The 12817-nt window shown below is 53.0% G+C and carries 8 protein-coding genes and 7 tRNA genes; 12 read left to right on the top strand and 3 right to left on the bottom strand.

Going from position 1 to position 12817, the window contains the following annotated elements; genetic code table 11:
• Positions 1–143 precede the first annotated feature (143 nt).
• Both glnS and nagE read right to left on the bottom strand, forming a co-directional pair.
• Positions 144–1811, bottom strand: coding sequence for a glutamine--tRNA ligase (gene glnS, locus WFN87_RS05620; protein ID WP_166994543.1), 1668 nt, complete (start codon positions 1809–1811; stop codon positions 144–146).
• Between the two features lie 177 nt (positions 1812–1988).
• Entirely contained in the window at positions 1989–4013 is a 2025-nt protein-coding gene (gene nagE / locus WFN87_RS05615; protein WP_336982233.1) for an N-acetylglucosamine-specific PTS transporter subunit IIBC, read from the bottom strand.
• A gap of 334 nt (positions 4014–4347) precedes the next feature.
• On the opposite strand from nagE, the gene nagB reads away from it, so the two are divergent.
• The 12 genes from nagB to WFN87_RS05555 all read left to right on the top strand — a co-directional run bounded on the left by nagB (position 4348) and on the right by WFN87_RS05555 (position 11447).
• Positions 4348–5148: a glucosamine-6-phosphate deaminase gene (nagB, locus tag WFN87_RS05610; protein ID WP_008456097.1), complete on the top strand. Its 801-nt coding sequence runs from the start codon at positions 4348–4350 to the stop codon at positions 5146–5148.
• Positions 5149–5323: 175 nt separating this feature from the next.
• Complete coding sequence (gene nagA, locus WFN87_RS05605) at positions 5324–6472, top strand: N-acetylglucosamine-6-phosphate deacetylase (protein WP_336982232.1); 1149 nt, start codon at positions 5324–5326, stop codon at positions 6470–6472.
• Positions 6473–6477: 5 nt separating this feature from the next.
• A complete protein-coding gene (nagC, locus tag WFN87_RS05600; protein ID WP_008456092.1) occupies positions 6478–7698 on the top strand; it encodes a DNA-binding transcriptional regulator NagC in 1221 nt (406 codons plus the stop codon).
• 62 nt (positions 7699–7760) lie between these two features.
• Entirely contained in the window at positions 7761–8516 is a 756-nt protein-coding gene (locus WFN87_RS05595; RefSeq protein ID WP_336982231.1) for an HAD-IIA family hydrolase, read from the top strand.
• Positions 8517–8823: 307 nt separating this feature from the next.
• Positions 8824–10485 carry an asparagine synthase B gene (asnB, locus tag WFN87_RS05590; RefSeq protein WP_166875832.1) on the top strand — a complete coding sequence of 554 codons (1662 nt, stop codon included), beginning with the start codon at positions 8824–8826 and terminating at the stop codon, positions 10483–10485.
• A 252-nt stretch (positions 10486–10737) separates the two neighbouring features.
• Positions 10738–10814 (top strand) — tRNA-Met (locus WFN87_RS05585).
• A gap of 10 nt (positions 10815–10824) precedes the next feature.
• A tRNA-Leu gene (locus tag WFN87_RS05580) sits at positions 10825–10909 on the top strand.
• A 22-nt stretch (positions 10910–10931) separates the two neighbouring features.
• Positions 10932–11006, top strand: a tRNA-Gln gene (locus WFN87_RS05575).
• Positions 11007–11043: 37 nt separating this feature from the next.
• Positions 11044–11118: transfer RNA gene (locus WFN87_RS05570), tRNA-Gln, on the top strand.
• Positions 11119–11139: 21 nt separating this feature from the next.
• A tRNA-Met gene (locus WFN87_RS05565) sits at positions 11140–11216 on the top strand.
• A 45-nt stretch (positions 11217–11261) separates the two neighbouring features.
• Positions 11262–11336, top strand: a tRNA-Gln gene (locus tag WFN87_RS05560).
• A gap of 36 nt (positions 11337–11372) precedes the next feature.
• Positions 11373–11447, top strand: a tRNA-Gln gene (locus WFN87_RS05555).
• An 88-nt stretch (positions 11448–11535) separates the two neighbouring features.
• Here WFN87_RS05555 and ubiF read toward each other — a convergent pair.
• Positions 11536–12711, bottom strand: coding sequence for a 3-demethoxyubiquinol 3-hydroxylase (gene ubiF, locus WFN87_RS05550; RefSeq protein WP_336982230.1), 1176 nt, complete (start codon positions 12709–12711; stop codon positions 11536–11538).
• Between the last annotated feature and the right edge of the window lie 106 nt (positions 12712–12817).

Here is a 12817-nt window from a genome sequence, read left to right as displayed (position 1 = left end):
CATGACTTCCTGTGAGGAGATTCTTACAGAAATGTAAATGAGAATTAATTCGCATCGCGAATGTGCATATAAGGTTAATGACTGGTAATCAAAAAGAAAAAACGCCGCATTTAGCGGCGTTTTCATCAGGCAATAAACGGCAATTATTCGCCGATCTTAGCCCAGGTATCACGCAGGCCAACGGTGCGGTTAAACACCAGTTTTTCCGCCGTCGCATAGCGGCTGTCCAGGCAGAAGTAACCTTCACGCTCGAACTGATATGCCTTACTTTTTTCCGCGTTCTGCAGACTAGGCTCAGCGAAGCCCTGGCGAATGATCAGGGAATCTGCATTAATGGTAGACAGGAAGTCTTCAGCAGCCCCTGGATTCGCGACGCTAAACAAGCGGTCGTACAGACGAATTTCAACCGGCAGCGCGTGTGCCGCGCTCACCCAATGAATAACACCCTTCACCTTGCGACCGTCCGCCGGATCCTTGCTCAGGGTTTCCGGATCGTAGGTGCAGTAAAGTTCGGTGATATTACCTTCTGCGTCTTTTTCTACGCGTTCGGCTTTGATCACATAGGCATTACGCAGGCGAACTTCTTTACCCAGCACCAGGCGCTTGTACTGCTTGTTTGCTTCTTCGCGGAAGTCAGCGCGATCGATATAGATCTCGCGGCTGAACGGCACTTCACGGCTACCCATTTCAGGTTTGTTAGGATGATTCGGCATGGTAACCGTCTCTTCTTCACCTTCAGGGTAGTTAGTGATAATAACTTTTACCGGATCCAGCACGGCCATTGCACGCGGCGCATTCTCGTTAAGATCGTCACGGATGCAGGATTCCAGAGACGCCATTTCAACGGTGTTGTCCTGTTTGGTTACGCCAATGCGCTTACAGAACTCGCGAATGGATGCTGCGGTATAGCCGCGGCGACGCAGGCCGGAGATAGTCGGCATACGCGGGTCGTCCCAGCCTTCTACAATCTTCTCGGTCACCAGCAGGTTCAGCTTACGCTTGGACATGATGGCGTATTCGAGATTCAGGCGAGAAAATTCGTACTGACGCGGGTGAGCAGGAATGGTGATGTTATCCAGCACCCAATCATACAGACGGCGGTTGTCCTGGAACTCCAGGGTACACAGCGAGTGCGTAATGCCTTCCAGCGCATCGGAAATACAGTGGGTGAAGTCGTACATCGGGTAGATGCACCACTTGTTGCCGGTCTGGTGGTGATCGGCAAATTTAATGCGGTACAGCACCGGGTCGCGCATAACGATGAACGGCGAAGCCATATCGATTTTGGCACGCAGGCAGGCGGTACCCTCGGCAAACTCCCCGTTGCGCATTTTCTCGAACAGCGCGAGGTTTTCCTCAACGCTACGATCGCGGAACGGGCTATTTTTACCGGGCGCAGTCAGAGAGCCACGGTATTCACGAATTTGTTCCGGACTCAGCTCATCAACATACGCCAGTCCTTTATTTATCAGCTCAACGGCATAATTAAAAAGCTGGTCAAAATAGTCAGACGAATAACGCACGTTGCCGGACCAGTGGAAGCCCAGCCATTCAACGTCGTGCTTGATGGACTCTACGTATTCGATGTCTTCTTTTACCGGGTTTGTGTCATCGAAGCGCAGGTTGCATTGCCCCTGGTAATCCTGGGCGATGCCAAAGTTCAGGCAAATAGACTTGGCGTGACCAATATGCAGATAGCCATTTGGCTCAGGCGGAAAACGGGTGCAAATACTGGTGTGCTTACCGTTCGCCAGGTCTTCATCAATAATCTGACGAATAAAGTTAGTTGGGCGGGCTTCAGCCTCACTCATCGCGGGTTCCTCAAAGCGTGTACCTTAGTTAACGGCGTATGATCTAATAAGCGGCCTCGGGAAACAACCTTTAGTTGCATAAATTAGGGTTATCCATGTCGGCTAACGGCACGCAATAAAAAAGCGGCTGACGATTTACGTCAGCCGCTTAAGGCACAAATGCTTACTCAGGAGCGATTATTTGCCTTTAATCTCATACAGTGGCGTTTGGCCTGCAACCACCTGACCTTTAGCCTGGATAACCAGACCGCTGAAGTCGTCGATGTTGCTGCAAACTACCGGGCTAATCATGGAGCGCGCGTTGGCGTTCAGGAAATCGAGATCCATTTCCAGAATCGGCTGGCCGGCAACCACTTCGGCCCCTTCTTCCACCAGACGCGTGAAGCCTTTGCCACCCAGAGCAACGGTATCGATGCCCATGTGAACCACAATCTCTGCACCTTTTTCTGTTTCAAGGCAGAACGCGTGGTTGGTGTTGAAGATTTTCACGATGGTCCCGGCGGCAGGAGAAACCACGGTTTTGTCCGTTGGCTTAACGGCTACGCCATCACCGACTGCTTTGCTGGCGAAAGCTTCGTCAGGCACCTGATCCAGCTCAACCACGTCGCCAGTGACTGGAGAAACCAAAGCGGCAATAGTTGTGCTGGTCGCGTTTGGAACAGCCTGTGGTTTAGCCGCAGCAGCCGGTGCCGCAGCAGCAACAGGCGCCGCTGCTTCTACAGTGCCAGCTGTTTTCATTGCGTTAGCAATTTTTTCTGCCGCAAAGCCAACGATGATTTGCACGCTGGTTTTGTTCAGGCGAATAACGCCTGTCGCACCGAGACGCTTAGCCAGAGCTTCGTTAACAACGGAAGAGTCTTTCACGCTCAGGCGCAGACGAGTGATACAGGCATCAATACCGGTCAGGTTTGCAGAGCCACCTACCGCAGAGATGTACTGACGAGCCAGACCAGAAACGTCCTGGTTTGCGTCACCGCTCACGTTCACGTCCTGACCATCAGCTTCGTCACCGGCTACAGCCAGTTCACGGCCTGGCGTCAGCAGGTTGAATTTGGTGATAGTGAAACGGAACACCACGTAGTAGAGAACGAAGAACACCAGACCCTGAGGGATCAGCATCCACCAGTGGGTTGCCAGCGGGTTACGGGAAGAAAGCACCATATCCACCAGGCCCGCGGAGAAGCCAAAGCCCGCAATCCAGTGCATGCTTGCTGCGATAAATACGGAGATACCGGTCAGCACTGCGTGAATCACGTACAGTACCGGCGCAACGAACATGAAGGAGAACTCCAGCGGTTCGGTGATACCGGTGAAGAACGCAGCGAAAGCAGCGGCCATCATGATACCGGCAACTTTTGCTTTGTTTTCAGGACGTGCACAGTGGTAGATGGCCAGCGCTGCACCCGGCAGACCGAACATCATGATTGGGAAGAAGCCCGCCTGGTAGCGACCGGTGATACCGACAACCGCTTTACCTGCTTCGATGGACTGAGCGCCACCCAGGAAGTTAGGGATGTCGTTAATCCCTGCCACGTCAAACCAGAACACGGAGTTCAGAGCGTGGTGCAGGCCAACCGGGATCAGCAGACGGTTGAAGAAGGCGTAGATACCTGCGCCCGCAGAACCCAGCTTCTGAATGTGCTCCCCGAAGTTCACCAGACCGTCGAAGATCATCGGCCAGACGTACATCATGATGAAGGCAACAACAATCATCAGGAAGGAGGTGAGGATAGGAACCAAACGGCGACCGCTGAAGAACGAAAGCGCTTTCGGCAGCTCAACGCCGCTGAAGCGATTGTACAATTCCGCAGAGATAATACCGACCAGAATACCCACAAACTGGTTTTCAATTTTACCAAATGCCGCCGGAACCTGATCCACCGGAATTTTCTGGATCATAGCAACCGCTGCCGGTGAGCAGAGGGTGGTCAGAACCAGGAAGCCAACAAAGCCGGTCAGTGCCGCGGCACCGTCTTTGTCTTTGGACATACCGTAAGCGACGCCGATGGCAAACAACACGGACATGTGATCGATAATGGCGGAACCGGATTTAATGAAGAGCGCCGCTAACGCGTTGTCTCCACCCCAACTGACTGGGTCAATCCAGTAACCAACCCCCATTAATATTGCTGCTGCTGGCAGTGTAGCCACCGGCACCATAAGTGCCCGGCCCACGCGCTGTAGATAACCTAGAATACTCACTTTATTCCCCCTATGAGACCCCGTTAAGGCTCGCTCAAGCAGTGTTTTTATTGTCTTACTTACATTGAATACACGGCGACGATTCACATCACACGGTGAAGTGTGAAAAAAATTAATTCGTACCGCAAATTAAACGCACCTTTTTTGTGATATTTATCACCAAATATCGCTTCAACCCTCCCCCTTCACTGGCTATCTCCGAAAACTTATTTTATGATTCAAAAAATCAAGACGGATTGATCCCTGTCGGTTCAGTATAAAAGTGGTTTACCCTTATGCTTATCGAGATCGATTCAGCTAACCATATTTTTACTCTTAAACTACGAGGTGAATGATGAGACTGATTCCCCTGGCTACCCCGGCACAAGTCGGCAAATGGGCAGCTCGCCATATTGTAAATCGCATCAATGCATTCAAACCGACCGCGGACCGTCCTTTTGTTCTGGGTCTGCCAACCGGCGGCACGCCGCTGGAAGCTTACAAAGCTCTGGTTGAGATGCATAAAGCAGGCCAGGTTAGCTTTAAGAACGTCGTTACCTTCAACATGGATGAATACGTCGGCCTGCCGAAAGAACACCCGGAAAGTTATTATACTTTCATGCACCGCAACTTCTTTGATCACGTTGATATCCCTGCAGAAAATATCAACCTGCTGAACGGCAATGCGGAAGACGTTGATGCAGAGTGCCGCCGCTACGAAGAGAAAATTCGCTCCTACGGCAAAATTCACCTGTTCATGGGCGGCGTGGGTAACGACGGTCATATCGCGTTCAACGAACCAGCGTCTTCTCTGGCTTCCCGCACCCGTATTAAAACCCTGACCCATGACACACGCGTGGCAAACTCCCGCTTCTTCGGCGGCGACGTGACTCAGGTACCTAAATACGCGCTGACCGTTGGCGTAGGCACCCTGCTGGATGCAGAAGAAGTGATGATCCTGGTGCTGGGTGGCGTCAAAGCGCTGGCGCTGCAGGCGGCCGTGGAAGGCAACGTTAACCATATGTGGACTATCACCTGCCTGCAGCTGCATCCGAAGGCTGTAATCGTGTGTGACGAGCCGTCCACCATGGAGCTGAAGGTGAAAACGTTGAAATATTTCAACGAGCTGGAAGCAGAAAACATTAAAGGCCTTTAAGGCCTGGTCGGCCACTGATGCGCCTCAAACGGCAACCGCTGAGGGCGTCAGTAGTTCTGGAAAATCAATGCATTGGTTTTCTAAAGTCAGTCATAAAGAGGAAGGTGTTTCGGCTTTTCCTCTTTATTAGCGATCTTACAGTCTTAAAGCACGACGTTATTACCGGGGGTAGGATATGTATGCATTAATCCACGGTCGGATTTATACCGGCCACGAAATTTTGGATGACCACGCGGTAGTTATTGCCGATGGCCTGATTGAGCGCGTTTGCCCTGTTGATTCACTGCCGGCAGGTATCGAAACGCGCGATGTGGGCGGAGCCGTCATTGCCCCCGGTTTTATTGATGTACAGCTGAACGGCTGCGGCGGCGTGCAGTTTAACGACACAGCAGAAGCCGTTTCCGTTGAAACGCTGGAAATCATGCAGAAAGCAAACGAACGCTCAGGCTGCACCAGCTACCTGCCAACGCTCATCACCACCAGCGACGAGCTGATGATGCAGGGCGTGAAAGTCATGCGCGACTATCTGGCGAAATACAGCCATCAGGCGCTGGGCTTGCACCTTGAAGGGCCGTGGCTCAACATCGTGAAAAAAGGGACGCACAACCCAGGCTTCGTCCGCAAGCCGGATGCGAAGCTGGTTGATTTCCTCTGCCAGAATGCCGATGTGATCACCAAAATCACCCTCGCACCTGAAATGGTTGAGCCATTAGTCATTCAGAAACTGGTGGCAGCAGGCATCATCGTTTCTGCCGGTCATTCCAATGCAACGATTAAAGAAGCCAAAATTGGCTTCCGCGCAGGGATCACCTTCGCAACCCACCTTTTCAACGCGATGCCTTATATTACCGGCCGTGAACCTGGCCTTGCGGGCGCAATTTTTGATGAAGCCGACGTTTACTGTGGCATCATTGCTGATGGTTTACATGTGGATTATGCGAACATCCGCACCGCAAAACGTGTGAAGGGCGATAAACTGTGCCTGGTTACCGACGCAACCGCGCCGGCAGGTGCCAACATCGATCAGTTCATTTTTGCTGGCAAAACAATATACTACCGTGACGGTCTGTGCGTAGATGAGAACGGTACGCTGAGTGGGTCTGCATTGACCATGATTCAAGGCGTTCGCAATTTGGTGGAGCACGCGGCCATCGCACTGGATGAAGTTCTGCGAATGGCAACCCTCTACCCTGCTCGCGCCATGGGCGTGGATAAACACCTGGGCGCAATCGAAGCCGGTAAAGTGGCCAACCTCACCGTGTTTAACCGCGACTATAAAATTATCAAGACCATCGTTAATGGTAACGAGGTCGTAACTGAGTAAATAGCATGACGACTGGCGGACAAGCCCAAATTGGTAACGTTGACCTGGTAAAACAGCTGAATAGCGCGGCGGTCTACCGCCTGATTGATCAGCACGGTCCCATCTCGCGCATCCAGATTGCCGAACAAAGCCAGCTTGCGCCCGCCAGCGTCACAAAAATTACTCGCCAGCTTATTGAGCGCGGCCTGATAAAAGAAGTCGATCAGCAGGCCTCCACCGGCGGCCGCCGCGCTATCTCTATTACGACCGAAACACGTAACTTTCACGCTATTGGCGTGCGCCTCGGGCGCCACGACGCCACTATCACCCTGTTCGACCTGAGCGCGAAATCCATCGCCGAAGAGCACTATCCGCTGCCGGAACGCACGCAGGAAACGCTCGAGCATGCGCTGCTTAACGCCATTAGCCACTTCATCGAAACCTGGCAGCGTAAAACCCGCGAACTTATCGCTATTTCCGTCATCCTGCCAGGGCTGGTTGACCCCGAAAGCGGCGTGATCCGCTACATGCCGCACATCGCCGTCAACAACTGGGCGCTGGTCGACAGCCTGGAAAAACGTTTCAAGGTGACCTGTTTTGTCGGCCATGATATTCGCAGCCTGGCGCTGGCCGAGCACTACTTCGGTGCAACCCACGACTGCGAAGACTCTATTTTGGTGCGAGTCCACCGCGGCACCGGGGCGGGAATTCTGTCAAACGGGCGGATTTTTATCGGCCGTAATGGGAACGTGGGTGAGATTGGCCACATTCAGGTCGATCCGCTGGGCGAGCGCTGCCACTGCGGTAATTTTGGCTGCCTGGAAACCATTGCCGCGAACGCCGCCATTGAAAAACGCGTCCGCCATTTGCTGGAGCAAGGCTACAACAGCCGCCTGACGCTGGATGATTGTAGTATTCAGGCCATCTGCAAAGCGGCCAATAAAGGAGATGCGCTGGCCTGTGAAGTGCTGGAACACGTTGGCCGCCATCTGGGGAAAGCCATCTCCATCGCCATTAACCTGTTTAACCCGCAAAAAGTCGTCCTTGCCGGCGAGATAATCGAAGCCGAAAAAGTGCTGCTGCCTGCCATCGAAGGCTGCATCAACACCCAGGTATTGAATGCCTTCCGTAAAAACTTGCCCATCGTCTGCTCAAAGCTGGACGACCGCTCGGCAATTGGCGCCTTTGCGCTGGTTAAGCGCTCAATGCTAAACGGCGTCTTGCTTCAGCATTTGCTGGAAAGTTAATGCTGCCCAGGCAGCATTTTACGCTATAGTTACCGACTTCATTCCGTGAGCCAGAGTTGTTAATGACCACCATCCAGAACGTAATTTGTGATATCGACGGCGTGCTGATGCACGACAACGTCGCCGTGCCGGGCGCTAATGAATTTCTGGCACGTATTCTTGAAAAAGAAATGCCGCTGGTGCTGCTGACCAACTACCCTTCCCAGACCAGTCAGGATCTTGCCAACCGCTTTGCCTCCGCGGGCATCAACGTGCCGGAGAGCGTGTTTTACACCTCGGCCATGGCCACGGCCGATTTCCTCCGTCGTCAGGAAGGTAAGAAAGCCTACGTCGTCGGTGAAGGGGCGCTGATTCACGAGCTCTATAAAGCTGGATTTACCATTACCGACATCAATCCCGACTTTGTTATCGTCGGTGAAACCCGCTCTTTTAACTGGGAGATGATGCATAAAGCCGCTTACTTTGTGGCGAACGGGGCGCGTTTTATTGCCACCAACCCTGACAGCCACGGCCACGGATTTAGCCCGGCCTGCGGAGCGCTTTGCGCTGGTATTGAGAAAATCTCCGGGCGCGAGCCGTTTTATGTCGGCAAACCAAGCCCGTGGATTATCCGCGCGGCGCTTAACAAAATGCAGGCGCATTCCGAGCAAACCGTTATCGTCGGCGATAACCTGCGGACGGATATTCTCGCGGGCTTCCAGGCCGGCCTTGAAACCATCCTTGTGCTGTCTGGCGTCTCCAGCCTGAACAACGTTGACGATATGCCCTTCAGGCCGAGCTGGATTTACCCCTCTGTGGCTGAAATCGATATCTTCTGATTCAGAATGCCGGCCCAAAGCCGGCATTTTTATATCGATAAAAAATCGTCGCGTAGCAGAAGCAAACCTCAGTGCAAATTGTTAAAAATTGACGATCCGTTAATTTTAACGCCAAAAACATCATCATTTTTCATCAATCAGCAATCCTCACTGCACTATTTATTAGCTGAAAGCTAAAAGCCTTGCATTCCCTTCAGCGATTGAGCATTTTCATTACTAAGCAACGCACCAAAGCCGCAGTAAAAGCAAAAATCGGCAACGCAGCACCACAACTCAAATCGCTCAGGCAAGTGTACGGAGAAGTTATATGTGTTCTATCTTTGGCGTTCTGGATATCAAAACTGATGCAGTTGAATTGCGCAAAAAAGCGCTGGAATTATCGCGCCTGATGCGCCACCGTGGCCCGGACTGGTCAGGTGTTTACGCCAGCGATAAAGCCATTCTTGTGCACGAACGTCTGTCCATCGTTGACGTCAACGCGGGCGCTCAGCCGCTGTACAACACCGAAAAAACTCACGCCCTGGCGGTTAACGGCGAAATCTACAACCACCAGGCTCTGCGCGCCGAATACGGCGACCGCTATACCTTCCAGACCGGTTCAGACTGTGAAGTCATCCTGGCGCTGTATCAGGAAAAAGGCCCTGACTTCCTTGATGAGCTGCAGGGGATGTTCGCCTTCGCACTTTACGACAGCGAAAAAGACGCTTACCTGATTGGCCGTGACCACATTGGTATTATCCCGCTGTATATGGGCCACGATGAACACGGCAACCTGTACGTCGCTTCAGAAATGAAAGCCCTTGTGCCTGTTTGCCGCACCATCAAAGAGTTCCCGGCGGGCAGCTACCTGTGGAGCAAAGACGGCGAAATTCGCAGCTACTACCAGCGCGACTGGTTCAGCTACGAAGAAGTAAAAGACAACGTCACGGACAAAAACGCGCTGCGCCAGGCGCTGGAAGATTCCGTGAAGAGCCACCTGATGTCAGACGTGCCTTATGGTGTTCTGCTGTCCGGCGGACTGGACTCTTCCGTGATTTCCGCTATTACCAAGAAATTTGCCGCGCGTCGCGTAGAAGATGAAGAGCGCAGCGAAGCCTGGTGGCCGCAGTTGCACTCCTTCGCCGTCGGTCTGGAAGGTTCTCCTGACCTGAAAGCCGCGCAGGAAGTTGCTAACCACCTGGGCACGGTTCACCACGAGATCCACTTCACCGTGCAGGAAGGCCTGGATGCGATCCGGGATGTTATCTATCACATCGAAACTTACGATGTGACAACGATCCGCGCTTCAACACCGATGTACCTGATGTCGCGTAAGATTAAAGCGATGGGCATCAAAATGGTGTTGTCCGGGGAAGGCTCTGATGAGGTATTCGGCGGTTACCTGTACTTCCACAAAGCGCCAAATGCCAAAGAACTGCATGAAGAAACCGTGCGTAAACTGCAGGCTCTGCACATGTTTGACTGTGCCCGTGCGAACAAGGCGATGTCTGCCTGGGGCGTTGAAGCCCGCGTCCCGTTCCTGGATAAAAAATTCCTCGACGTGGCAATGCGCATCAACCCGCAGGACAAAATGTGCGGCAACGGCAAAATGGAGAAGCATGTCCTGCGCGAGTGCTTCGAATCCTACCTACCTGCAAGCGTGGCGTGGCGCCAGAAAGAGCAGTTCTCTGACGGCGTGGGCTACAGCTGGATTGATACTCTGAAAGAAGTTGCCGCTGAGCAGATTAGCGACCAGCAGTTGGCTACCGCCGCCTACCGCTTCCCGTACAACACACCGGGCTCGAAAGAAGCCTATTTGTACCGCGAAATCTTTGAAGAGCTATTCCCGCTGCAAAGCGCGGCAGAATGCGTACCTGGCGGCCCGTCAGTGGCCTGTTCTTCCGCAAAAGCAATCGAATGGGATGAGTCGTTCAAAACCATGAACGATCCATCAGGACGCGCGGTAGGTGTGCACCAGGCCGCCTATTAATCGCTGATTTAGCTTAAAACAACGGGCCTTATGGCCCGTTGTCGTTTCTGTATTCCTGTCGAGGCTTTATCCCTGTTTTTAAGCGGAATTAAAAACAAAAACGTGCGTTATTGTCGATATTTCAAGCAAGCTGTTCGCAAGTCATTCAAACGAGCATTCTGAGCGGGTTTTCGGGAAAAAACTAGTTGACGCTGTAGAGTCAACTCAGCATAATGCGCCCCGCAACGCCGATAAGGTAGCGCGTAAAAAGATGGCTACGTAGCTCAGCTGGTTAGAGCACATCACTCATAATGATGGGGTCACAGGTTCGAATCCCGTCGTAGCCACCATCTTTTTTATGCGGGAGTGGCGAAATTGGTAGACGCACCAGATTTAGGTTCTGGCGCCGCAAGGTGTGCGAGTTCAAGTCTCGCCTCCCGCACCATTTATCTCTCGCGTTGCACGGATGGGGTATCGCCAAGCGGTAAGGCACCGGTTTTTGATACCGGCATTCCCTGGTTCGAATCCAGGTACCCCAGCCATTATTTTTCGATACATGCGGTTCACCGCGACGGTTATTGGGGTATCGCCAAGCGGTAAGGCACCGGTTTTTGATACCGGCATTCCCTGGTTCGAATCCAGGTACCCCAGCCATCGAAAAATATGATAGAGTTTGGCTACGTAGCTCAGCTGGTTAGAGCACATCACTCATAATGATGGGGTCACAGGTTCGAATCCCGTCGTAGCCACCATACAAAGGAATTATTGATTAACTTCGATAAATCCAAAAAAATTGTTGGGGTATCGCCAAGCGGTAAGGCTCTGGTTTCTGATACCAGCATTCCGAGGTTCGAATCCTCGTACCCCAGCCAATTTCAAAAGTCGTTCACTTTGTGAGCGCACCCTGTTGGGGTATCGCCAAGCGGTAAGGCTCTGGTTTCTGATACCAGCATTCCGAGGTTCGAATCCTCGTACCCCAGCCACACACTGAAAAGCCCGCGCAAGCGGGCTTTTTGCTATCTGGAATGTGGTCCTCATAAGCAGAGCGGGAAACCGCCCTGCTCGTCTTCATTATAATCCCAGGGCGTATTTCAGCGCTTTACGCTTCAGGCCACCGGCTCTTTCCGCCGCCATCAGCCCAATATTTCGCACCACGCGCAGCGGCCCCAGGTTATTGCTGAATCCCGCATAGAACAGATCCATTCCACTCTGCATCAGGAAATTATCCGCCTGACGCCGCCTCTGATAACGTTTCAGGATAGCCTCGCTCGCCCAGGCTTCCGCATGGCTACGGGCACCGATCAGGACATCAAGCAAAGCATCCACGTCACGATATCCCAGATTAACGCCCTGCCCGGCCAAAGGATGAATCGTATGCGCTGCGTCCCCTATCAGCGCCAGCCCTGGCTGGACGTACTGCAAAGCGTGTCGACGAGTCAGCGGAAATGCCCCACTGGCAACCGGCGTAACCGCCCCGAGTCGCTGAGGGAAAGCGGCCGTAATCGCTTTTTGCAGCTGGGGCATGTTCATTCCCTGCAGCTGCCGAATACGTGCCGGGGTGTCATACCAAACCAGAGAGGCCCAGTTATCGAACAGCGGCAGGAAAGCGTGCGGCCCTGTCGGCGTGAAATGCTGCCAGGTGCTGTCCCCCGGCTCAAACTCGCATTTAACGGTAATCAGCATACAGGCCTGGCGATACTGCCAGGCATGTACGCCAATCCCCGCCCATTTTCTGATCTGGGAATTCGCGCCATCCGCGCCAATCACCATTTCAGCATTGAGTGAAGCGCCGTCATCAAACTCGAGCGCCCAATCTGCTGCCTGGCGATGGATTTGCCGCAGTCTCGCCGGGCAGCGTAAAGAGATATTCGGATGCGCCTCAAGCGCTTGCCAAAGCACGCGCTGCAGCACGTTATTCTCGACCATGAAGCCCAGCTCGGGTAAGCCCAGTTCTTCGGCATCAAAACCAACGTGCGCGCTTTCCCATTCCCAGGTTTCCAGCCGGCGATAAGGATGCGTCCGCATCGCTAAAACGCTGTCCCAGACGCCAAGAGACTTGAGCAGGCCAACCGATGCGCTGCTGATGGCCGAAATACGGACATCCGGCTGGCTGTCAGGAACAAAAGCCTCAGGTGCATGATGTTCAATCACCGCCACACGGAAACCGTGCTGTGCCAGCCCCAGCGCTGCCGCTGCGCCGACCATACCGCCGCCGACAACGGCTACTTCAATTGGTTGATTTACCATAAGTCTCTTTCCTTCATTCATCTTTGCTGATTCTACTGGCTTTTCCCAGGCTGGTCACATCCATAGCAAAGCATTACACTATCCGGCTTAATTCCTGACTTCACCT

The organism is Cedecea sp. AS113, from assembly GCF_037152415.1.
Lineage (GTDB): Bacteria > Pseudomonadota > Gammaproteobacteria > Enterobacterales > Enterobacteriaceae > Cedecea.
Note: the sequence above shows the minus strand (reverse complement) of the source record. Positions and strands in the feature narration are given on the sequence as shown.